Genomic DNA, 20,580 nt, shown 5'->3' with positions numbered 1-20,580 from the left:
GCGGCTCCATCCTCTGGCTACGCAGCCTGCCAGCCCTCCCGTGATCTCAACTCAGAACAGGCCCTAGTCGGGCGAAGTCGGCCGGGGCGAAGCGTGGCTACGTCTACCTGCACTCCGTCGTCGATGGTTTCTCACGGCTCGCCTACACAGAACCGCTGGGCGATGAGAAGGGCGCGACGGCTGCTGCTTTCCTCGCCCGGGCGAAGGTCTGGTTCGCCGCCCACGGCATCAACCACATCCACCGGGTCGTCACCGACAATGGCGCTTGCTACCGCTCCGGCGACTTCGCCCGCATCGTCGGGCAAGGCACCCGGCATCAGAGAACCAAGCCATACACACCTCGGCACAACGGGAAGGTGGAGCGCTACCAGCGCATCATGGCCGAGGAAGTCCTCTACGCCCGCGAGTTCACCAGCGAGGACGCCCGGTCAGCCGCGATCACAGTGTGGAACATCCACTACAACTACCACCGGCCGCATAGTGCTGCCGCCGGAAAGCCGCCGGCAGCACGCCTCCGCGAGAGCGTCACCAACGTCGAGCCCTCATACACCTAGCCCGTGTTGCTAAAGGAAGCCGGTGAGCCGGGTGCACCCCAGACTTCGCCGTCGAGCAGCGCCATTCCCAGTACGGGCCACGCCTCCCACCTGCGACGGTGCAGCCGCGTGGTGTCCATCGCGCTGCGCAAACTGTTGGCTTGTGTGCCTGTCTGTGATGTCAACGTGCACACTGACGGTTTCCCGTTCGATCGAAGGACTGAGCCGTGCCCGACCGACCTGAGATCGTCTGCATCTGCGGCTCTACCCGGTTCGTGGACGAGATGCGTGCGGCGAACCGTGATCTGACCTTCGCAGGTGTCATCGTCGTCGCGCCAGGCGAAGCAGACGAGTTGATCACCAACGAGCAGAAGACCGCGCTGGACGCCCTCCACCTGCGCAAGATCGACCTGGCTGACCGGGTTCTGGTCGTCAACCCCGGCGGGTATATCGGCGAGTCCACGAGCAGGGAGATCGCATATGCCCACGCCATCGGCAAGCCGATCTCGTTCACCGATCCCGTCTGACCAGTAGACGCTTCGTGGTGCTCGCGGGCAACGAGCCTCGGTCAGCCTCGGAGCGTGTTGCCAGAGGGTCTTCGAAGTCGTCGGGCGCAGCCTTGTGCTTGTGTCGCGTGACGTGATCTCTGATGAGGCGTGGGCCGTGATCCTGCTCGTCTCCGCGGTCAAGTTCGCCCGTCACGACTGACATCGGGCGGTAGCACAGCACCGCATTGCGCAACTTCTGATAGCCGGAACTACCAGCATCGGCGACCAGGGAGGTGAGGTCCACCTCGGTGCGGCGCAGGGGCCGCTCCTCGTCGAGCCGGGCGAGCAGCAGCAGATCCTCCACCAGTCCGCTCATGCGCACGGACTCGGCGGAGACCCGGCGCCAGGCGAGCCCGGGTTCGATCCTGTCGGTGCCATGGTCCATCAGTGCCGCGTAGTTGACGATGGAGGCGAGCGGCGTGCGCAGTTCATGGCTGGCGTCGGCGAGGAAACGGCGCATCCGTTCCTCGGTGAGCTGGCGTTCGGCGAGCGAGGACTCGACATGGTCGATCATGCGGTTGAGCGCGGCGCCGACCTGGCCCACCTCCGTCGCCGGGTCGGTGTCGCCCTCCGGTACACGCGTGAGCCCGGTGACCTCGCCACGGCTCAGCGGCGAGCGCGAGACCTCGACCGCGGTGGCGGCAACCCGGCCGAGGGGCCGCAGTTGGCGCCGGATGAGCACCGCACAGACACAGCCGGCGGCGGTGAGCCCCACCGCCACCACTCCCGCCTCGACCGCGATCAGGTTGCCGATCACGTCCTGTACGTCGTCCATGGGGAGACGGGCCAGGACAGGAGTGCCGTCGCCGCTGATCGCGGTGAGGCGATAGGTGCCCAGGCCGGGCACGGTCCGGGTGTGCAGGGACCCGTCGGTGGGGATGCCGTCGAGGGCGGCCCGCTGGGCGGACGTGAGCGCCCGCGGTTCCGCGTCTGGGGCGACCACCTCGGCGGCGACGACGTTCCCCTCGGCGTCGAGCCGGGCGGCGATCGTCCCGGCGGGCTGCCCCCGCTCGTTGAGGAACCCCAGATCCGTCGCGTCCCCCGTCCGGCGCTGCAGTCCGCCCTGGCTGCGCTCGGCGGCGTCGGTGACGCGCTGGTCCAGGTTGCCGAGGAGATAGGCGCGCTGGGCGTAGACGGTGGTGAGCGCCATCGCGACACACACCAAGACGAGAGTGAGCCCCATGGACAGCAGAAGCCGCGCCCGCAGCGAACGCCCGCGCCCCTCAACTGCCCTCCTCGGCGGGCTTGATGGTGTACCCCATCCTGCGCAGCGTGCGGATCATCGGCGCCCGGCCCTTGTCGATCCTCTTGCGGAGGTTGGAGATGTACGCCTCCACGAGGTTCCCGCTGACATCGAAGGAACTGCTCCAGACGTGGTCGAGGATCTGCGCCTTGCCCAGCACCTGGCGCGGGTGGCTCATCAGCAGCCACAGCAGGTCGGACTCCTTGGCGGTGAGCTCGATGGGAGTCCCGTCGCGGTGCGCCTCGCGGGTCTTCTCGGCCAGGACCAGATCCCCGACGACCAGGACGTCGTCGTCGGACTTCGCGTCCTCGACTCCGGCCCGGCGCAACAGGCCACACAGCCGCAGCACCACCTCCTCCAGCGCGAAGGGCTTCGTGACGTAGTCGTCCGCGCCCGCCGAGAGCCCCTCGATACGGTGCTCTAGGGCGTCCCGGGCCGTCAGCATGAGAACCGGCAGCCGCGGATTCTCGTCGCGCAGCCGCCGCAGCACCTGCACCCCGTCCAGGCCGGGCAGCATGCCGTCCAGCACGACGACGTGCGGCGCACAAGCACGCGCCACCCGCAGCGCGCTCTCCCCGTCGCCCGCCGGATACGGCCGCCAGCCGGCCTCGGCGACGGCGACGGCGACGGACAACGTTTCGACAAGCCCGGGCTCGTCATCGACGATCAACACACTGATCAGGTCTTCGTGACTGTCGGAAGCGCGAGGCGTGCTCCGACCCTGTCGGAGCAGGTTGGGCGGTGTCTGTGCTGAGCCTCGGGGTGGGCTGTGTGATGTGGATCACCTGATCGGCCGGGAACTTCCCGCCGGGGCGATCCGACTCCTGGAGCGAACCACCGCTTTGGCGTCCGCTTCCCGAAGGCCGCCCCGTCGCTGAACACCAGGGAGTCCCGTAGTGTCCCGCACCCATCCGGCAGCCACGGCCCGCCGCCTCGGCGCCCTCACGGCAGCCGTCCTCGCCGCCACCGTCGCGTTCGCCGGGCCTGCCGCCGCCCACGCGGACGTCGAAGCCGAAGGCGCCCGCGCCCTCGCCCAGAACGTCGAGCTGACCTTCTCCGCGGCGTCGGAGTCCTCCTCCGCCGGCATCACCAAGCTGGAGGTGATCCTGCCCGAGGGCATCACGCCCGCCGACATCACCTACAAGGGCGGCAGCGGCCCCGACGGCTGGAAGTTCGCTCCTACGGAGCGCGGCTACACCGTGTCGGGCGAGAAGCTCGCCGTGGGGAAGGACGTCGAATACGTCGTCACCGTACGGCAGTTGCCCGACGCGAAGTCCCTGGTCTTCAAGACGCTGCAGTCCTACAGCGACGGCAAGGTCGACCGCTGGATCGAACTGGAGGAAGAGGAGAGCGGTGACGGTCACGGACACGGCCACCCCGCGCCCCGCCTGGACCTGGCGGCGGCCGAACCCGGCGCCGAGCCGGTCAGCCCCACGCCCACCCAGGAACCCACCACCGCCTCGAAAGAGCCGACGCCGCAGTCGTCGACACCGGCCACCTCGGAGCAGGCCGCGGCGAACAGCACCGAGGAGGACGACGGCATGTCCCTCGCCCTGCCCCTCGGCATCGGCGCCGCCGTACTCGCCCTCGGCGGCGCCGTGTGGTGGCTCAAGAGCCGCCGCACCGGCTCCGCCTGACGCGTCCCCGGGGGCAGAGCCGGGGCTACGAGGGTTTGACGTAGGTGCAGATCGCCAGCGGGGAGTGCGCGGTGTACAGCTCCGTTTCGGCGGGCCAGTCGCCGAAACGGGCCTCCGGTTCGAGGCCGGATGCACGGGCGTAGGCGTCCATCTCGTCGGGCGCGGTCAGCCGGGACACCTCCGTGCCGACGCGGGTGGTGCCGTCGGCCTCGTACCAGACGTGGGCGAGGTGCCACAGCGACTCGGGCAGCAACTGGGAGTGGCTCTGCAGCCCGGTACCGGGCTCCGGGTAGGGCGTGAAGTACGTGGCGCGGTTGCGGCCCTCGTGCAGGTCGAGGATGGCCGGCTTGTTGTGGGTCTCCACGACGAGCCTGCCGCCGGGGGCCAGCAGACCGGCGGCGCGCCGCACCGCCTGCTCCTGCTCCTCGGGGGTGAGCAGCATGGAAAGGGTGGCGCAGATGCAGTACACGAGCCCCACGGTGCGGTCGGCGGTGTAGGTGCAGATGTCGGCGTGCACGGGCTCGACGGGGGTGTCGTCGGTCAGGTTCCGGCGCAGGACGTCGAGCATCTCGGGGGAGGAGTCGACGCCGGTGATCCCGCCCACCCGGCGCGACAGCGGGAGCGCTATCCGCCCGGTGCCGACGCCGAACTCGACGGTGCCCGAGGCCGGGTCGGGGTGGAGGGAGACCAGGCGCTCGACCTCGGCGACGACGGACGCGTCGTCGGGGAACAGCCGGTGGTACCAGCCGTCGAACTGACGGCCGTAGCCGATGTCGTCGACGATGCCGGCCGACGTGGTCGCGGTGGTCGTCGTGGTCGGTGTGGGCTCGGTGGACGTGCTCATGGGTGCTGCCTCCGCTTCTTGGGTGGGACGGTCCTCGGACGGATGTTCCTTCTGGCCTGGGAGCAGGCGCCGAGCAGCACCACGAGGGTGGCGCCGATCACGGCGGGAGCGTTGACGGCGCCGGTGGTGATCAGGAAGCCGACGATGCCGAGGGCCACCACGAGCGGGGTCAGTAGGAAGTCGTTCATCAGGTACTCCTGTCGGGATCTGTTCTCCTGTCGGGTCTGTCAGGTCTGTTCTGCTGTCGGGGACTTCGGTCAGGACGGCACGTCGCTGAGCTCCTGAAGCCGGGCGAGCCGCCGGTAGAGGTCGCTGTGCCGGTGGAGTTCGTCGTGGGTGCCGATGGCGTGCAGCCGTCCCTGGTCGAGCACGACGATCTGCCGGGCCTCGGTGACGGTGGACAGCCGGTGGGCGATGGCGATGACCGCGCAGAATCCGGAGATCATCGTGATGCTGTCGCGCAGCGCGTTCTCCGATTCGGTGTCGAGGTTTGCGGTGGCCTCGTCCAGCAGCAGGAACCGGGGAGCCTGCAGCAACGTACGGGCGATGGCGAGGCGTTGGCGCTGGCCGCCGGACAGACCGGCGCCCCGGTCGCCGAGTGCGGTGTCGAGGCCCTGGGGCAGCCCGGCGATCACCTCGGTCAGGTTGGCCATGCGCAGCGCCTCGGCGATGTCCTTGTCGCCGGCGTCCGGCGCGCTGTAGGTGAGGTTCTCCCGGATGGTGCCGCGCAGCAGGGTGTGGTCCTGGTCGACGTAGCCGACGATGGAGCGCAGCTGGTTGAGCGGCAGGTCGGTGATGTCCGTGCCGTCGATGCGGATCGACCCGGACACCGGGTCGAAGAGCCGCTCGATCAGCTGGAAGACGGTGGACTTGCCGCCGCCGGAGGGGCCCACGATGGCGGTCAGCCCCTCGGACGGGACGGTGAAGGAGATCCTGTCGAGGACGACCTTGTCGCTGCCGGGATAGGAGAACCGGACGTCGTCGAAGGTGAGTCCGGGTTCGTACCCGCGCCCGAACGGGCGGGCGGCACCCGGCTGTTCGGGCGACCGGCTGCTGCCCGGGCCCGTCTCGACCTCGATCTTGCCGAGTTCCGCGAGCCGCTCCACCGACGCTCTGCCGATCTGGAACTGCGCGATCGACTCGAACAGCGTCAGCAACGGCGCCACCAGGTAGAACAGGTAGAGGATGAACGCCGTCAGATCGGAGGTGGCCATCGCCCCGGTCGCGGTGCGGGCCGCGCCCAGACCGATGACGACCGTCAGGGCGAGCTGGGTGCCGATGCTCATGGTCGGGTCGAGCAGCGACGACATCACCGTCACCTTGATCCCTGACTTCCGGGCCCGCCGGGCGATGGCCGCGATCCCCTCGGCTTCCCGGGCCTCGGCCCGGGAAGCCTTCACGGTGGGCATCGCCCCCAGCACCCGCATCAGGGCGGAGCCGAAGTTGCCCAGGTCGGTCTGGTTGAGCACCGACACCTTCCGCACGCCGCGCGCCAGATAGAGCGAGACGATGCTGGTCGCGCCGAGGCAGACCAGGGTTGCCGTGAGCAGCACGGTGTCGATCCAGGCCATCAGGGCGATCCCGCCGATGACCAGGAAGCTGTTGTTGAGGATGCTGTCGATCGCGTGCGTCATGGTGGAGCGGGCGAGGATGGTGTCGCTGACCAGCCGGTGGAACACATCGCCCTGCTGCAGGCCGCTGTACGCCCGGAAGCGGGAGCGCAGCAGCCGCGAGGCCAGGGTCCGGCGGATGTCGTAGACGATGTTCTCCCCGGCCAGCCCGATGACGTACGAGTGGAGCGCGCCCAGGGTGGCGTCGGCGATGAACAGTGCCGCGCCCACCATGATCGGGCCGGTCAGCGAGCGCCCCTCGTCGACGGCGGCGACCAGTCCGCCGATGACCGCGGGCTGGGCCAGGGACGTCGCGGCTCCCAGCAGACCGAGGAGGATGCCGAGCAGGACCAGCCGGCGATGCCGGCCCATGGCCCGCCAGGGCTTCGCTCCCTCGCCCCACAACAGGTGCAGGTTGAGCTGGGGTACCGCCCGGTGCATGGCCCGCCGCCCGCCACCGGGCTTGGCCTCCTTCTCCAGGTTGACCGGCGGGTCCTGCGGGCGTGTGTGCCGCCCCCGGCCGGCCAGATGGTCACTCATCCCGCGGCCTCGGCCCCGCGGCGGCCGTCCACACCCGGCTCACTCGTGCTCCCTCCCGTCCTTTTTCGCTCGGTCCCTGGAGAGCCGCAGGCCCGCCTTGAGGAGGCCGATCACGAATATGAGGATCCCGAGGAGGATGAAGGTGGTGGCGAAGTCCATGATCACACCTTTGCGGGGGTCTTGGCCGGGGCCCGCGTCAGCGGGGTGCCCGGGGCCTGCGGGTCGAGTGGGACGAAGGGGGAGACGAACAGCAGGTCAGGGCGGTGGCGCGTGTCGTAGCCGGTGGCCCGGGCCAGGGCGAACTGGAAGCCCCGGACCTCCTCGGCCACGGGGCCCTGGGACCTGATGAGGACGCGCAGGTGCTCGGTGATCAGCCGGTACCCGGGGGAGTGTGAGGCCGCAGCGAAGCCCCTGAATTCGAGGGTCGGGAGGATGTCGGCGCAGGCGTCGTGGATCCCCTTGTCCGCGCGGCGGGTGGGGAACCACACGATGTGCTGGGGCTTGCGCGTCTCCGCCGTGAACGAGTCGTGCCACGCCGAGGTGTTGCCGTCCGCGTTCACCGTCCGGTACAGGAAGTGGCTGTCGTGCATGCAGGGGTTGGGGGCGAAGAACTTCCAGTTCGGCACCAGGGACAGCAGGTCCTTGGAACGGAACCGGGAGAACTGCTCGAAGGGGTGCTGGCCCGCAACGGTGACGACCAGCATGGCGGCTCCGGCGATCCGCCAGCCCGCGCCTTCGCCGGTGAACAGATTCTTCAGTGGGAAACGTCGCAGGGTGCTCACCGCGTGGTCTCCTTCTTGAGTGTGACGGATCGGGTGGGCCGGGGTGCCCGGGAGCGCTCGTCGACGCCCTGGAAGAACGCGAGGATGCGGTCCGTGACCTGGTTGGCGTAACGGCTGTTGATCAGCAGGGTGTCGTGTCCCGCGCCCTCGATGACCACCGTCTCCCTGGGCGCCCCGCGGTGGGCCTCGGCGAGTTCCCGGTGCATCAGCAGTTGCTCGGGGTCGCGGTCCACCGTCTGCTGGGCGGAGATCACCAGGCCGGGCACACCTTCGATCCGGTGGAGCCGCCCGGGGAAGGCCTTGAAGTCCTCCTGCAGCGCCGCCCATTCGCGGCGTGCCGCATACCACATCCGCGCGTCCGCGTACTGGGCGAAGACCTTGTCGTGGTAGGCGGCGGGCAGTTCCTTGATCCACCACGGGCGCGTGAGGAGGGCCCCGGTGCCGAGGCGCAGTGCCCGGCTCATGGACGCGAAGGAGCCGCCGAGGCCGGCGCCGGTCACCCTCTGCTGGGCGGAGCGGTTGAACTGGTCCGGGTGCGAGGAGTCCAGGTACACGACACCCTGCACTCGGTCGCCGAGGTGCTTGACGGCACGGCGGACGAGTTCTCCGCCGATCGAGTGGCCGACCAGGATCACCTTGCGGTGCGGAGCCACGGCCCCGTTCACCAGGTCGACGAGGTCGTCGACGGACTCCGTCAGTTGGTAGACGGTGGTCGCCCTGCGGCGGCTTCCGGCGTATCCGGCGCGGGCGTAGGTGATGACGCCGTACGTGGTCTCGAAGGACAGGCGCTCGCTGATCCAGGCGTAGTGCTCGCTCGTGGACAGCAGACCGGCGGTGAATACGAAGACCGGCCGCTCGGCGTCACCCATCGCCATCTGCTCGTACTGCAGCCGGTTGCCGTGGCGGGTCGTCAGCACACGAGAGGTCGGCCAGCCCTCCGTGGTGCGCATGCGCCGGTGTACGGCGGTGACGGCCGCGGCCGCCGTCGCCCCCGCGAGCACGGTGAGGGCGGTCGGCAGAGCGCGGTCGTCGCGTCCCGCGACGGCGGAGTGCGTGCGGGGAGCCGAGGTGTAGGCGATCAGGGGGTGCATCGCGGGGAACGCGGTGGCGAACCTGCCGAGTCCCATGAAGTAGCCGTTGGCCAGGTGGAACGCGGCGGCGCTCGCGAGGACGGGACGGGTCAGCCGGCCCCCCTTGAGATAGGCGAGCGGGAAGAGGCACTCCAGCGCCAGCACGCTGTGGGCGAGCAGCTTGGCGGCCCGGGGATTGTTCCGGATCCACGTGTGCATGCCCTCGTGGCCGTAGGTGTGGGTGCGCATCACGCCCGCAAGCGCGGAGCCGTCGCGCCAGTCCGGGCCGAGCAGCTTGACCCAGCCGGAGACCAGGTAGGAGAGGTTGGACTGAAGGGCGACGTACCACAGCAGGGCGTCCTTGGCGGCCGGCGAGGGCACCAGGCGGGCGCCGCCGGTGGCGAGCTGCACGAGGGTCGCCACCTGGTCGGCGCCGTCGCCGCCGTAGTGCTGGCGAGGGCCGAGGAGGGCGGAGGTCGCACCGAGGAAGAGGCTGCCCGCGCCGCGCCAATTCGACCTGCCCGGCAGCAGCATGGCGGAGGCGACCGCAGCGCGTGTGACGTGCAGAGCTGTCGTGGTCCGTGGTCCGCTGGCGATATCGATCAGCCGACGCACCAGGGGATTCGCATAAGCGATGCTGTCCTTGGCGATCTCCCAGTCGTTCATGCCCCCCTTGCCCATCTCGTGGCGCTGGGAGAGGTATTCGAGGGACGAGGTGAGGCTCGTCGCGGCGGCCAGCCGCTCCGACAGGCCCAGCGCACGGTCCCGGCTGACCGGTATCGGGCTGAACACCGCTGAGGCGAACCTGCCCGGCACCGCGGAAGTGATCCTTCGGACGAGTTTCATGGAACCTCTTTTCCTGGTAGCCTTGATCACGTTTTTGCGTGCGGAGAGCCCGCTGTCGGACCAGAACAGGCCTCTGGTCCGACAGCGGGTTTCTATGAGTTGACCGCCGGTTGTCAGGCCACGGGCGCGCCACCGGCCGCGGCGGCGAGCTGCGCGTTCTGGGCGTTGGCCTCCGCCGCCAGGGCGTTGGCCTCAGCGGCCTGGACGACACCGACACCGGCGGCGCCGGCCGCCACGACCGCCCCGGCCGCCTGGGCCACATCGGCGACCCGGGCGATCCGGGCGATCCGCGGGGTGCCCAGGGTCGGGCGAGCGACGAGGCGGAAGACACCCTCGACGGGGATTTCCATGCTGTTCAGTGCGTTCTCGATGCTGCTCATTTTTTTCTTCCTCTCACTTTCGGGACTTCGGAAATTCTTTCTTCCTGTGCCCTTCTGGAGATAACAATAGGGTCTGTCCAACCGCCTCCGCATCGATAAAAATGCCTATTGTTGAGGCCGCCCTTCCCGTCGGCACCGAAATCCTGCGGGAAACGGAATCCGGACGGCCGGCCGCCGTGTATACGGCGACACAGAAAAGGCCTGGACCGAATCGGTCCAGGCCTTTTCCGGGACTGGTGCGGGCCGCCGCGGCTTCCCGGTTCACTTCCTCGCGCGCCGCCGCCCGAGATGACGCAGGGCCGACGCGGCGGCGTTCGCGCCGCACATGCCATGGGCACCGGCGCCCGGTGGCGATGCCGCGGAACAGATGTACATCCCGGGGACTCCCGTGCGGTACGGGTCGAGGGCCACGCGGGGACGCATCGCCAGCTGGAGGGGAGTGTTCGCCCCGGTGACGATGTCCCCGCCGACGTAGTTCGGGTTGTAGTCCTCGAAGGCGGCCGGCGGGCGGACGGCCATGTCGAGGACGCGCTCACGGAACCCCGGGGCGAACCGCTCGATCTGCCCGATGATCACCTCGGTCGCGTCACCGTCATAGCCGTGCGGAACGTGTGCGTAGGTCCAGACCGGGTGGACGTCGCCGCTCGAGCGCCTCGGATCGGCCAGGTACTGCTGGCCGACGAGGACGAAGGGCCGCTCCGGCATGTGCCCGGCGTGGATCATCCGCTCGGTGTCGGCGACCTCCTCGAACGTCCCGCCGAGATGGACGGTGCCGGCCCGGCGGGCCGCCTCGCTGGTCCACGGGACGCCGCCCTCGACCGCGAAGTCGGCCTTGAAGGCTCCGGGCCCGTGCCGGAAACGGCGGTAGGCCCGCGCGACCCGCCCCGGCAGCCGGTCGCCCAGGATGTCGGCGACCGCGCGGGGGGCGAGGTCGAAGAGGACCACGTCGGCCGGGGGCAGATCGGCCGGGGAGCGCACCCACACACCGGTCTCGATCCGGCCGCCGAACTCCATGAGCTGCGCCGCGAGCGCGTCGCTGATCGCCCGGGAACCGCCTGCGGCCACCGGCCAGCCGTGCCGGTGACCTGCGGCGATGATCGTCAGGCCGACCGCGGCGCTGGCCGGCCGGTGGAACGGGCGGAAGGCGTGTGCGGCCACGCCGGCGAAGAGCGCGCGGGCGGTCCGCGACCGCCACAGCCGGGCCACCGCGGCAGTGGGCAGCAGGGCCTGCGGCCCGAAGGCCGCCAGGCGCAGCGGATGGCGCGGCACATGCGTGAGCGGCCGCATGATGTCCTCGGCCAGCGCGTCGTAGCCGTTCGTGAGCGGCCCGAACACCCGCCGCCACCGGCGTCCGTCCACACCGCCGAGGCCGTCGGCCGTCTCCTCCACCGACCGGTGCAGGACCCCGGCCTCGCCGGAGTCCAGCGGGTGCACGCAGTCGATGTCCGGCAGACACCAGGTGAGGCCGTGTCGGCCGAGGTCGAGGCTCTGCAGGAAGGGCGAGCCGACAGCCATGGGGTGGGTGGCGGAGCAGTGGTCGTGCAGGAGGCCCGGGGTCAGTTCGCTGGTGCGTGTGCCGCCGCCGATGGAGTCGGCGGCCTCGAGGAGGGTGACCTCGACGCCCTCCCGGGCGAGGTACACGGCGGCGGCGAGACCGTTCGGGCCGCTGCCCACCACGACGGCCGTACTCATACGTCTCCCGCGTCTCCTCGACGATGGCGCCGGTCCGCCGGTTTTGCGACGTGGTGGACGGAAAAGTGATGGACCGGGCCCTCACAAGGCCCGGTCCGGGCCCTTTCACCACTCTGCAGGACGTGAGAAGGCCGTCCCGGCGCCTTTGAGTCTTCAACTTTAGAGGGTGGGCCCGCCCGGCGCGATTCGCAGAATTGCCTAATCTCGCGCCCCCGGATCACCTAAAGCGCGTCCCAGCTCATGTCCGGCTCGGGCTTCGTAGGGGCATTCCGCTTGGCATGCCGTCCGGATTTCGCGTGGGGCGGCGCAACCAGGCCGGCGGACCGTTCGGCGCCATCGAGGGCGGACTCCATGAGCACCGGGAAATGGGCGATGAGCCACCAGCCGCCGTCGTCGGCGGGGCCCGCAGTCAAGGAACCGCCAACCGCCTCCACCCGCTCGCGCAGACCGATCAGACCGTAGCCGCCTTGGCCTCCCGTGGGGTGGAACCCCCGACGCTCGGGGCCGGTGTTGTACACGTCGACCCGGAGCAGGTCGTCGCGGGTGCAGTGGACGCGCACCGTCGCCTGAGCGCCGAGCGCGTGGCGCCGTACGTTGGTCAGTGCCTCCTGCACCACGCGGTGGACCGCGGAGCCCACCTCGGGCAGCAGACCGCTCTTCCGGGCGGCGCCGGTGATCTCCAGTTGGGCGGTCGATCCGTCGCCCTGGCCGCTGAACGCGGAGACCAGTTTGGTGAGTTCGGCGTACGGTTCCTCGGGGCGCTCCAGCGTGGTCTGTCCGCCTTCCTCGCGCAGCACGCGGATCAGCCGGCGCATGGAGTCCATGGTCCGCTGCCCGGCTTCGGCGATGTTGCCCAGGATCGGGCCGACCTGGTGGGGCGCGCTCTCATGGATCACTCCGGCGGCGTGTGCCTGCGCGATGATGCCCGTCACATGGTGGGCGACGAAGTCGTGCAGTTCCCGGGCAGTTGCATCCGCTCGGCGAGCCGTACGGCGGCGATCGTACGCTTCCGCCGGGCGTCCAGGGTGCGCAGATAGCAGCCCGCGCCGACCGTCCCGCCGACGGCGAACGTCAGCAGAAAGGGATAGGTCAGCGTGATTCCGGTGCCGCCGGTGCGCAGCGGCTCGTCGATGATGCTGGCCCCCATCGCGGCGGCCAGCGCGAGGACGACACCGGGCCGGGTGACGTTACGGCAGGTGCGGGCGAGCAGGACCAGCATGCACGCCGTCTCCAGCAGCCCCCAGTCGGGCAGGGCCCACCCCATCAGGCAGGTGGCCAGCGTCACCGTCGTCGAGATCCCCGCGCAGATCCCCGCTCGCCACTCGGTGGTCAGCCGCGGTTCCGGCACGAGCACCAGCGCCAGCGCCATGGGGCCGGTCACGAGCGGCAGCCAGTCGACGGGGCCGCGCTGCTGCGACCCGATGATCGCCAGGTCGAGCAGCCACAGCACGCCCAGAGCCGGGTACAGGGCACGGTGGTACAGCCGCCGTGTGGGTAACCGGGGGGAACCGACGTGCGGTTGGGTCGCCTGCGCCGAGAGGGCCGCGAGTGACGAAGTTGTCATACAACCGGAGGCTAGGCATGTGCATGCCTTCCTGGCAGGCGGTGGATGGATCTGTGGGGAGAGACACAGATCGTCACAAGGGCTTCACAGAACCACCGTCAGGGTCCTGTCCGGACGGTCCCGTTGGCCCAGGCCCACGCGGCCACCTCGACGCGGTTGCGGACGCCGAGCTTGTGGTGGATGTGGCCCAGATGCGTCTTCACGGTCGACAGGGAGAGACACAGCTCGTCGCTGATCTCCTGGTTGGTACGGCCCACCGCGACCAGCCGGGCGACCTCCAACTCCCGGGCGCTGAGCGACGCTTCGGCCACAACTGTGCCGTTCGCCGGGGCCGACACCCGTTCCTCCAGCTGCTTCAGCAGCCGGACCGTCACCGCGGGCGAGACCAGCGCGTCACCGCGCGCCGCCGCCCGCACCGCCTCGATCAGCAACGCGGGCGTGGCGTCCTTCAGCAGGAAACCGCAAGCCCCGTTGCGCAGCGCCACGTTCAGGTAGTCGTCCTGGTCGAAGCTGGTGACCACCACGACCTGCGTCGGATGCGTCGCCCCCGGCCCGGCCAGCAGCCGGGTCACCTCCAGCCCGTCCAGCTTCGGCATACGGACGTCCACCAGGCACACATCCGGCCGCAACGCGCGCGCCAACTCCACGCACGACAGCCCGTCGGCGGCCTCTCCGACCACCTCGATGCCGTCCTGGGCGTCGAGGATGAGACGGAAACCAGCCCGGATCAGATCCTGATCGTCGGCGATCATCACGCGTGTGGGGGTGCTGCTCACGGGGCCGAGCATGTCATGGATCACGCGGCCGGTACGGCAGTTGGCGCGTTCTGGATGGTCGGTCCTAGTCGGGCGGAAGGGCCGAGGCCGGTCGGCCGATGGTCACGGCCAGGTATCGGTCGAATGGTCGATGCCGGGGGCCCGGGTGTCACGGCAGAGTCACAGCGCACCAGGCGAACGACGTCGCGGGTCCTCGACCCCCTTTCGAACAAGGCAGGAACCATGGCAGCAGCATTGGACAGTTGTGGCCGACTCAGCGACCGGGAACTGGAGATCCTTCTTCTGGCAGCCCACGGCATGTCGGACGCGGACATGTCCCATCGGCTGTCCATCTCGCCCCGTACCGTCGCCTCCCATATGCGCAGCATCCGGGAGAAGTTGTGCGCGAAGAACCGCACGCATCTCGTCGCCATAGCCCTGCGCGTGGGCATCCTCGCCCTGCGCACGGATCGGCTGGATCGGCTGGATGAAACGTTCCGCTTGACGGGGCGAAGCGGAGTTGACGGCGTCAACGGGGTTCAGGTCCAGCGTGTTGGCGTCGCCTAGCGGAAGGCCTCGGCTTTGGCCGATCTTCCCCTTGTGCCCGTCGGTTCCGACCATTTCACAGTTCCTGCTTAGGTTAGGCTAACCTGCGTCACGTGTGGGCGGGTGAAGAGACCTCCACGGCGGTGAAGCCCCGCGGTCATGAACTGTCGGCCACGGGAGTCACCGTGGCCTACGAGGGCGTCGACGTCGTGCATGACGCGTCGGTGACGCTGCGGCCGGGCGAAGTGACCGTGCTGGTGGGTCCGAACGGCAGTGGGAGGTCGACACTGCTGCGGACGATCGCGCGGTTGCAGCGGCCCAGGACCGCCACGCTCGTCATCGACGACACCGACGGCCTGGCGCTGACCCCGCGTGAATTCTTCCGCCGCGTCGCCCTGCTGACGCAGGGGCGGGGCGCCCCACGCCCAGCGGGCTGACCGTACGGGACGTCGTCGAGTTCGGCCGTTACCCGCACCGGGGCCGCTGGGGCAGGACCGCCCCGGACGGCCGGGCCGCGGTGGCCCGCGCGCTCGCCATGACCGGCGTCGCCGAACTCGCCTGCGGCTTCACCCGGTCACGGGCGAGCCTCCCGGTCGTCGGCCTGACCGGTGGTCCTGGTCCTCGGCTCGGACGTACTGCTGCGCGCGGTCGTGCCGTCGGATCTGGCGGTCGCCGTGCCGACGGGCGTTGTCACCAGCCTCGTCGGCGCCGTCTTCCTGATCGTGATGGCCACCCGGCTGAAGGACGCGGCCGGAGCCACCGCACCCGACCGGCTGCGCATCAGGAGCCGGGCCGTCTTCCTCACGACCACGGCCGTACTCGCGGCGGTGCTCGTCGGCGTGACGATCGCCGCCGTACTGCTGGGCGACAGCAAGCTGCTGCTGGGCGACGTCATGAACTGGGCGCAGGGCAGGGCGGGCCAGACCGTCTCGTTCGTCCTCGACACAAGGGTGCCCCGGGTCCTCGCGGCGCTCCTCGCCGGCGCGGCACTCGCCCTCGCCGGAACGATCGTCCAGGCCGTGACCCGCAATGCGCTCGCGGAACCCGGCGTCCTCGGCGTCTCCGGCGGCGCGGCGCTCGGTGCCGTCCTCCAAGGTGACGCGTCAACCACACGCCCGCTTGCCCATAGCCACATCCGGCCCTCGCGGGCCGCCTAACAACTTACGGAGACCCCATGAGCACGTCACCGAAGACCGGTCTTGGCCCTGCTGACCCCCGAGGAGAGCGTTCTGGTGCTGATCGACCACCAGCCGTACCAGTTCGCCAACCTGAACAGCCACGAGCCCACGATGATCGTCAACAACGTCGTCGGCCTGGCCAAGGCCGCCAAGGGCTACGGCGTCCCGACGATCCTGACCACGGTCGTGGAGGAGCGCGGCGGCAATCTGATCCAGCCGCTCCAGGACGTCTTCCCGGACCAGAAGCCGATCAACAGGACGTTCATCAACACCTGGGAGGACCAGCGTGTGGTGGACGCCGTGAAGGCCACGGGGCGCAAGAAGCTGGTCATCGCCGGTCTGTGGACGGAGATCTGCGTGGCCATGCCCGCCCTCCACGCGGCTGCGGAGGGCTTCCAGGTCTACGCCGTCACCGATGCCTCCGGAGGCACGTCGGCCGAGGCCCACGACATGGCCGTACGGCGCATGGTGCAGGCCGGGGTCATCCCGATCACGTGGATGGTTGCCACGGCCGGGTGGCAGCGCGACTGGGCCCGGACGAACCTCATCTCTCCCGAGGACCAGCTGGCGGCCCTGGCGCACGGCGGTGCCACCGGGGTGGTGACCCTCTGGGAGCAGCAGCTCCTCAACACCCCTGTCCCCGACACGACCGGAGCGTGACGGCGGACCACCGGTGCCGGGCGGCACCGGTGCCAGGGTGCCGCCCGGCCCTGTCAGGAGACAGGCTGTGAACCACTGAGGGACGCCCGTCACGCCGTACCGCCGTTTCCTCCCCGGCAGCGGGACGAGGCCGCACGCAGGGCCGGGCCAACCACGACCACGACCCCCACGACGCCTTCCCTCACCATGCGAAGGGGCACGCTTCTCACTTCGCTCCTCCTTCGGGGCCGCCTGCGACCGTACGTCATGTGCGTGCATAGCAATCGGTCCGCTCTTCATGGCATGATAGTTGATGTGACAACTAGAGTATGGGGGAGAAGGTGGTCTCGGTGAGCAATGTGGAATCCGAACCGGCGGCGCTGAAGTGTGGGGCCGAGGTCGACGGCGACCGGTCGGCCGAAGAACCCCGGGTCGATGTGCTGCCGGCGCGGGACGTGCCCCTGGGCGGACCCCGTGCCATGCACGTGCGCCGCACGCTGCCTCAGCGGGCCCGAACACTGATCGGGGCCTGGTGCTTCGCCGATCACTACGGCCCCGTTGACGCCACCGCGACAGGCGGCGTGGACGTGCCCCCGCATCCGCACACCGGCTTGCAGACAGTGAGCTGGCTGTTCAGCGGGGAGATCGAACACCGTGACACCCTGGGCACCCGTGCCTTCATCCGGCCCGGCGAGATGAACCTCATGACCGGCGGATACGGCATCGCCCACTCGGAGATCTCCACTCCGCGCACGTCCGTCATCCACGGCGTCCAGCTGTGGGTGGCGTTGCCCGATGAGCACCGGAACACCGCTCGGGACTTCCAGCACCACGTGCCCGAACCTGTGCGGGTCGACGGGGCCGAGATCAAGGTCTTCCTGGGCTCGCTCGCCGGAAGCACCTCCCCGGTGCGAACCTTCACGCCCCTGCTCGGCGCCGAGATCACCCTCGAACCACGTGCGACGGTCACCCTCGCCGTGGACACCGCCTTCGAGCACGGCCTCCTCGTGGACAGCGGGGACGTCCGCCTGATCGACACCGCGCTGCGTCCGGCCGAACTCGGCTACGTACCCTGTGGTGTCGACGCCGTGACGGTGGTGAACGAGTCGGACGCTCCCGCACGCACGATCCTGCTCGGAGGTCCCCCCTTCGAGGAGGAGATCGTCATGTGGTGGAACTTCATCGGCCGCAGCCACGAGGACATCGTCCGGGCCCGAGAGGACTGGCAGGCGGGCTCCGACCGCTTCGGCGAAGTCGAGGGCTTTCCCGGCCGCCGCCTGCCCGCCCCGGCGCTGCCGAACGCCGTCATCACGCCGCGCGGCAATCCCTCGCGCCGCTGATCTCCGTACTCTCCGTGCGAAAGGAATGTCATGAACGAGTCTTCCGCCACCCGGATCGTCCAGCGGGTGGACGCCCGTTATCGCTACGAGATTCTGGTCGACGGCCGACGCGCCGGGCTGACGGCCTACCGCGACCACGGTGAACAACGCGTCTTCTTCCACACGGAGATCGACGACGCCTTCGCCGGCCAGGGCCTGGCCGCGGAGTTGGTCCAGTGGGCACTCACCGATGTGCGTGAATCCGGGATGCGGATCGTGCCGGTCTGCCCGTACGTGGCCAAGTTCCTCAAGCGGCATGAGGAGTTCGCTGACATCACCGACCCGGTGACGCCGGACGTCCTGCGCCGGCTGGAGGAAGAGCTGGGCTGAGGGTCAAGGGCGGCCGCGGAGCGAGACGGCGGGCCTCCTGAGGCCTAATCGCAGCAATGGATGGGCCTGGCCTCGGGCATCGTCAGGAGGGTGACGTACACGAGGACCGTCACCGCCAGGCCCACGGCCCAGCGCCGGGTCACCGGACCGCTCCGGACGAGGCGGCCTGGGGCGGGGCCTGATTCCGGCCCCGGTGCCGTAGCCACTTGTTGCCTACGGCCCTCCGCTCGATCGGCACGATGCCCGCCCGAACCATGTGCCGTACGGCCATGTCGTGGGCCTCGGCCGTCACGCCCGCGCAGGCGTCGGTGACGACGTGGACGTCGTAGCCCTCGGCGGCCGCCCGCAAGGCGGGCAGGAGCACGCAGGTCTCGGTGTAGAGGCCGGTGACGACCAGGTTTCTGCGGCCGGTCGCTTTCACCGCATCCACCACACGCTCGTCATCCCAGGCGTTGAGCGAGGTCCTGTCGATCGGCTTCTGGCTGGGGAGGAGGTCCTGGAGCGGCTGGAGCGTGCGGCCGCCGTACTCCTCCACCATGGTTGTGAGGACCGTCGGGACGCGCACCGCCGCGGCGGCGTCGGCCAGGTCCAGGACGTTGCCGAAGACCCTCGTCGGCTCGTGGCTGTGCAGGTACTGGAGCGGCTGGTGGTCGATCAGCAGCAGAACGCTCTCCGTCGGTCTCGGCAGCGCGTCGATGCCGCTCTTCGATGGCGTACTCATGGGCTCTCCTCGGCCGTGCGGGTTGCCGCCGAGGAAGATGACACAGTACCAACACTTGATATGTCAACTATTTCTCCAGTTGCTACCACGTTGACGCAACAATCATGGGGGATCCAGTTTAGTTGATGCATCAACATCATCTCTTGGGGGCAGGGGAAGCTGGCATGAATGACAAGAAGGTCATCGCGGTCGCCGGAGCCACGGGTGCGCAGGGCGGCGGGGCCGCCAGGGCGATCCTCGCTGATCCGGAGTCTGGCTTCACTGTGTGCGCGCTGACACGGAACCCCGACTCGCCCGCCGCCAAGGAGCTCGCCGAGCTCGGGGCGGAGGTCGTGCGGGCGGACTTCTATGACGAGCCGAGTGTGCACAAGGCGTTCGAGGGTGCGTACGGTGCCTTCCTGGTCACCAACTTCTGGGCGCACGGCTCGGCGGCCAAGGAGACGGAAGAAATCGAGGTCCTGGTCCGGGCGGCCAAGGCGGCGGGCCTGCGCCACGTGGTGTGGTCGACTCTGGAGGACACCCGCGAGCTGCTGCCGCTGGACGACGAGCGAATGCCCGTCCTGCAGGAGAAGTACAACGTGCCGCACTTCGACGCCAAGGGTGAGGGCAACGAGCTGTTCAGGCAGGCCGGAGTACCGACGACTTTCCTGAACACCACCTTCTTCTTCCAGGGTTTCCTGTCGATGATGGCGCCCAAGCGTGCCGAGGACGGCGTGCTGACGCTGACCCTGCCGTTCGAGGACGGCAAGCTGCTGGCCGGCGTGGACGTGGACGACATCGGCCGCACGGCCCTGGCCATCCTCAAGGACGGCGAGCGGTTCATCGGCCAGACCGTCGGCCTGGCGGGCGACCATCTGACCGGTGCCCAGAACGCGGAGAAACTGGGGGCGGCGATCGGCGAACCGGTGCGCTTCCAGTCGGTGCCCTATCTTCCGCTCCCTCGGCGTACCGGCCGGCGACGAGATCGCCAACATGTTCCAGTACTACGGCGACTTCGACCAGGAATTCACCGGCGCCCGTGACCTGGACAGGCTGCGGGAGATCAACCCGGCACTCAAGAACTTCGACACCTGGCTGGCCGAGAACGCCGCGAACATCCAGGTGGGCTGAGCGTCCGGGTAATGCGCGCAGGTGGGGAGGTGATCTGCACTTCCCCACCTGCGTCGTGCCTCAGAACGGCACGACCGCCGCACCGTCAGGATCGCAGTGCTACCGGGGAAATCGCAGTGCAGCCGGGGTGACTCGGTTACGCGTCGTGGGACACGGCGTCACGGACCTTGGCGTGACCGCGCACTGAATCGCCGACACGTGACCGTGCGGCCCCTGCCCCGGTGTGCGCGGCATCGCGGTCAGGCCGCGTCCTCCGCAGGTGCCGAAGCAGCGGCCCGGGCCTCGGTGGCGAGGCGCCCGCGCTCCGATTCCGCGAAGCGGTTGAGCGTGGCGCGCAGTTCCTCGGCGTCGACGTTCGCGCCGAACGGCTCGGTGCCCGGTTCGAGCCGTACCCCTGCGGCGAGAGGGCCCGCGATGACGGGGTCGAAGCCGAAACCGTCGACGAGGCGGGCGACCGTCATGAGGTCGTCGGGGTCGTCACCGGCGATCGCGATCGCCTTGCGGCCACGTATTCCTACGGGGCGGGCCTCGTCCTCGAGGTCGTGGTAGCCCATGTGGTTGAAGGTCTTGACCACGCGGGCTCCGGACGGCCGGATTGCTTGACGTATCAATCATCACTCCATTTAGTTGACG

Annotated in this window: 21 protein-coding genes and 4 pseudogenes; 11 read left to right on the top strand and 14 right to left on the bottom strand. The window is 69.5% G+C overall.

Going from position 1 to position 20,580, the window contains the following annotated elements:
* Nucleotides 1-68: 68 nt before the first annotated feature.
* A pseudogene (locus tag F3T56_RS03675) lies at nt 69-554 on the top strand (integrase core domain-containing protein); the annotation flags it as partial.
* Nucleotides 555-760: 206 nt separating this feature from the next.
* Nucleotides 761-1,060 (top strand): hypothetical protein, encoded by a 300-nt coding sequence (locus tag F3T56_RS03670; RefSeq protein WP_149823172.1) that lies wholly within the window; start codon nt 761-763, stop codon nt 1,058-1,060.
* Here the strand turns inward: F3T56_RS03670 and F3T56_RS03665 are convergent.
* Both F3T56_RS03665 and F3T56_RS03660 read right to left on the bottom strand, forming a co-directional pair.
* On the bottom strand, nt 1,044-2,264 hold the full coding sequence (locus F3T56_RS03665; protein ID WP_246203386.1) for a sensor histidine kinase: 1,221 nt from the start codon (nt 2,262-2,264) through the stop codon (nt 1,044-1,046). The genes F3T56_RS03670 and F3T56_RS03665 overlap by 17 nt on opposite strands.
* Nucleotides 2,265-2,304: 40 nt before the next feature.
* Nucleotides 2,305-2,997, bottom strand: a complete 693-nt coding sequence (locus tag F3T56_RS03660; RefSeq protein WP_149823171.1) for a response regulator transcription factor — start codon at nt 2,995-2,997, stop codon at nt 2,305-2,307.
* Between the two features lie 223 nt (nt 2,998-3,220).
* On the opposite strand from F3T56_RS03660, the gene F3T56_RS03655 reads away from it, so the two are divergent.
* Nucleotides 3,221-3,961, top strand: coding sequence for a DUF1775 domain-containing protein (locus F3T56_RS03655; RefSeq protein WP_149823170.1), 741 nt, complete (start codon nt 3,221-3,223; stop codon nt 3,959-3,961).
* A gap of 25 nt (nt 3,962-3,986) precedes the next feature.
* Here the strand turns inward: F3T56_RS03655 and F3T56_RS03650 are convergent, their stop codons facing one another.
* The 10 genes from F3T56_RS03650 to F3T56_RS03610 all read right to left on the bottom strand — a co-directional run bounded on the left by F3T56_RS03650 (nt 3,987) and on the right by F3T56_RS03610 (nt 14,077).
* On the bottom strand, nt 3,987-4,805 hold the full coding sequence (locus F3T56_RS03650) for a class I SAM-dependent methyltransferase (protein ID WP_149823169.1): 819 nt from the start codon (nt 4,803-4,805) through the stop codon (nt 3,987-3,989).
* A complete protein-coding gene (locus tag F3T56_RS03645; protein ID WP_149823168.1) occupies nt 4,802-4,993 on the bottom strand; it encodes a hypothetical protein in 192 nt (63 codons plus the stop codon). Before F3T56_RS03645 ends, F3T56_RS03650 begins: the two co-directional genes overlap by 4 nt.
* Nucleotides 4,994-5,062: 69 nt before the next feature.
* Complete coding sequence (locus tag F3T56_RS03640) at nt 5,063-6,955, bottom strand: ABC transporter ATP-binding protein (protein WP_149823167.1); 1,893 nt, start codon at nt 6,953-6,955, stop codon at nt 5,063-5,065.
* Nucleotides 6,956-7,116: 161 nt separating this feature from the next.
* Nucleotides 7,117-7,737 (bottom strand): hypothetical protein, encoded by a 621-nt coding sequence (locus F3T56_RS03635; protein ID WP_149823166.1) that lies wholly within the window; start codon nt 7,735-7,737, stop codon nt 7,117-7,119.
* The gene (locus F3T56_RS03630; protein WP_149823165.1) at nt 7,734-9,653 is read right to left on the bottom strand and encodes an alpha/beta fold hydrolase; all 1,920 of its coding nucleotides are present in this window, start codon (nt 9,651-9,653) and stop codon (nt 7,734-7,736) included. The genes F3T56_RS03635 and F3T56_RS03630 overlap by 4 nt, the downstream gene beginning before the upstream one ends.
* A gap of 113 nt (nt 9,654-9,766) precedes the next feature.
* Nucleotides 9,767-10,033: a hypothetical protein gene (locus tag F3T56_RS03625; RefSeq protein ID WP_246203385.1), complete on the bottom strand. Its 267-nt coding sequence runs from the start codon at nt 10,031-10,033 to the stop codon at nt 9,767-9,769.
* Between the two features lie 261 nt (nt 10,034-10,294).
* Complete coding sequence (locus tag F3T56_RS03620) at nt 10,295-11,725, bottom strand: phytoene desaturase family protein (RefSeq protein WP_149823164.1); 1,431 nt, start codon at nt 11,723-11,725, stop codon at nt 10,295-10,297.
* 221 nt (nt 11,726-11,946) lie between these two features.
* Nucleotides 11,947-12,657, bottom strand: a complete 711-nt coding sequence (locus F3T56_RS47420; RefSeq protein ID WP_246203384.1) for a sensor histidine kinase — start codon at nt 12,655-12,657, stop codon at nt 11,947-11,949.
* A complete protein-coding gene (locus tag F3T56_RS47415) occupies nt 12,654-13,289 on the bottom strand; it encodes a hypothetical protein (protein ID WP_246203383.1) in 636 nt (211 codons plus the stop codon). Before F3T56_RS47415 ends, F3T56_RS47420 begins: the two co-directional genes overlap by 4 nt.
* A 98-nt stretch (nt 13,290-13,387) precedes the next feature.
* The gene (locus F3T56_RS03610; RefSeq protein ID WP_149823163.1) at nt 13,388-14,077 is read right to left on the bottom strand and encodes a response regulator; all 690 of its coding nucleotides are present in this window, start codon (nt 14,075-14,077) and stop codon (nt 13,388-13,390) included.
* Nucleotides 14,078-14,287: 210 nt separating this feature from the next.
* On the opposite strand from F3T56_RS03610, the gene F3T56_RS03605 reads away from it, so the two are divergent.
* From F3T56_RS03605 to F3T56_RS03580, 6 genes and pseudogenes are all read left to right on the top strand, one after another.
* Complete coding sequence (locus F3T56_RS03605; RefSeq protein ID WP_149823162.1) at nt 14,288-14,611, top strand: response regulator transcription factor; 324 nt, start codon at nt 14,288-14,290, stop codon at nt 14,609-14,611.
* 92 nt (nt 14,612-14,703) lie between these two features.
* A pseudogene (locus F3T56_RS03600) lies at nt 14,704-15,149 on the top strand (ABC transporter ATP-binding protein); the annotation flags it as partial.
* A 3-nt stretch (nt 15,150-15,152) separates the two neighbouring features.
* A pseudogene (locus tag F3T56_RS03595) lies at nt 15,153-15,714 on the top strand (iron chelate uptake ABC transporter family permease subunit); the annotation flags it as partial.
* 50 nt (nt 15,715-15,764) lie between these two features.
* Nucleotides 15,765-16,428: pseudogene (locus F3T56_RS03590) on the top strand (hydrolase).
* 329 nt (nt 16,429-16,757) lie between these two features.
* Nucleotides 16,758-17,747 (top strand): pirin family protein, encoded by a 990-nt coding sequence (locus F3T56_RS03585; RefSeq protein WP_149823160.1) that lies wholly within the window; start codon nt 16,758-16,760, stop codon nt 17,745-17,747.
* A gap of 30 nt (nt 17,748-17,777) precedes the next feature.
* Nucleotides 17,778-18,116, top strand: a complete 339-nt coding sequence (locus F3T56_RS03580) for a GNAT family N-acetyltransferase (protein ID WP_149823159.1) — start codon at nt 17,778-17,780, stop codon at nt 18,114-18,116.
* 139 nt (nt 18,117-18,255) lie between these two features.
* On the opposite strand, the gene F3T56_RS03575 is transcribed toward F3T56_RS03580, so the two are convergent.
* Nucleotides 18,256-18,837 (bottom strand): isochorismatase family protein, encoded by a 582-nt coding sequence (locus tag F3T56_RS03575; protein ID WP_149823158.1) that lies wholly within the window; start codon nt 18,835-18,837, stop codon nt 18,256-18,258.
* 164 nt (nt 18,838-19,001) lie between these two features.
* Here F3T56_RS03575 and F3T56_RS03570 point away from each other — a divergent pair, with 164 nt between their 5' ends.
* Together F3T56_RS03570 and F3T56_RS47410 are read left to right on the top strand one after the other, a co-directional pair.
* On the top strand, nt 19,002-19,859 hold the full coding sequence (locus F3T56_RS03570) for an NmrA/HSCARG family protein (RefSeq protein ID WP_246203382.1): 858 nt from the start codon (nt 19,002-19,004) through the stop codon (nt 19,857-19,859).
* Complete coding sequence (locus tag F3T56_RS47410) at nt 19,810-19,947, top strand: hypothetical protein (protein WP_246203381.1); 138 nt, start codon at nt 19,810-19,812, stop codon at nt 19,945-19,947. The genes F3T56_RS03570 and F3T56_RS47410 overlap by 50 nt, the downstream gene beginning before the upstream one ends.
* Nucleotides 19,948-20,186: 239 nt before the next feature.
* Here the strand turns inward: F3T56_RS47410 and F3T56_RS03565 are convergent, their stop codons facing one another.
* Nucleotides 20,187-20,522: an NAD(P)-binding domain-containing protein gene (locus F3T56_RS03565; RefSeq protein WP_246203380.1), complete on the bottom strand. Its 336-nt coding sequence runs from the start codon at nt 20,520-20,522 to the stop codon at nt 20,187-20,189.
* Nucleotides 20,523-20,580: the final 58 nt, after the last annotated feature.

Origin of the sequence: Streptomyces tailanensis, assembly GCF_008386495.1 — a bacterium.
Lineage (GTDB): Bacteria > Actinomycetota > Actinomycetes > Streptomycetales > Streptomycetaceae > Streptomyces > Streptomyces tailanensis.
Note: the sequence above shows the minus strand (reverse complement) of the source record. Positions and strands in the feature narration are given on the sequence as shown.

What these genes read in the sequence shown, in the direction of transcription:
- F3T56_RS03665 (WP_246203386.1), bottom strand. Translation starts at nt 2,264, where the DNA reads ATGGGGCTCACTCTCGTCTTGGTGTGTGTCGCGATGGCGCTCACCACC.
- F3T56_RS03650 (WP_149823169.1), bottom strand. Translation starts at nt 4,805, where the DNA reads ATGAGCACGTCCACCGAGCCCACACCGACCACGACGACCACCGCGACC.
- F3T56_RS03645 (WP_149823168.1), bottom strand. Translation starts at nt 4,993, where the DNA reads ATGAACGACTTCCTACTGACCCCGCTCGTGGTGGCCCTCGGCATCGTC.
- F3T56_RS03640 (WP_149823167.1), bottom strand. Translation starts at nt 6,955, where the DNA reads ATGAGTGACCATCTGGCCGGCCGGGGGCGGCACACACGCCCGCAGGAC.
- F3T56_RS03630 (WP_149823165.1), bottom strand. Translation starts at nt 9,653, where the DNA reads ATGAAACTCGTCCGAAGGATCACTTCCGCGGTGCCGGGCAGGTTCGCC.
- F3T56_RS03625 (WP_246203385.1), bottom strand. Translation starts at nt 10,033, where the DNA reads ATGAGCAGCATCGAGAACGCACTGAACAGCATGGAAATCCCCGTCGAG.
- F3T56_RS03620 (WP_149823164.1), bottom strand. Translation starts at nt 11,725, where the DNA reads ATGAGTACGGCCGTCGTGGTGGGCAGCGGCCCGAACGGTCTCGCCGCC.
- F3T56_RS47415 (WP_246203383.1), bottom strand. Translation starts at nt 13,289, where the DNA reads ATGACAACTTCGTCACTCGCGGCCCTCTCGGCGCAGGCGACCCAACCG.
- F3T56_RS03610 (WP_149823163.1), bottom strand. Translation starts at nt 14,077, where the DNA reads ATGCTCGGCCCCGTGAGCAGCACCCCCACACGCGTGATGATCGCCGAC.
- F3T56_RS03605 (WP_149823162.1), top strand. Translation starts at nt 14,288, where the DNA reads ATGGCAGCAGCATTGGACAGTTGTGGCCGACTCAGCGACCGGGAACTG.
- F3T56_RS03580 (WP_149823159.1), top strand. Translation starts at nt 17,778, where the DNA reads ATGAACGAGTCTTCCGCCACCCGGATCGTCCAGCGGGTGGACGCCCGT.
- F3T56_RS03575 (WP_149823158.1), bottom strand. Translation starts at nt 18,837, where the DNA reads ATGAGTACGCCATCGAAGAGCGGCATCGACGCGCTGCCGAGACCGACG.
- F3T56_RS03570 (WP_246203382.1), top strand. Translation starts at nt 19,002, where the DNA reads ATGAATGACAAGAAGGTCATCGCGGTCGCCGGAGCCACGGGTGCGCAG.
- F3T56_RS47410 (WP_246203381.1), top strand. Translation starts at nt 19,810, where the DNA reads ATGTTCCAGTACTACGGCGACTTCGACCAGGAATTCACCGGCGCCCGT.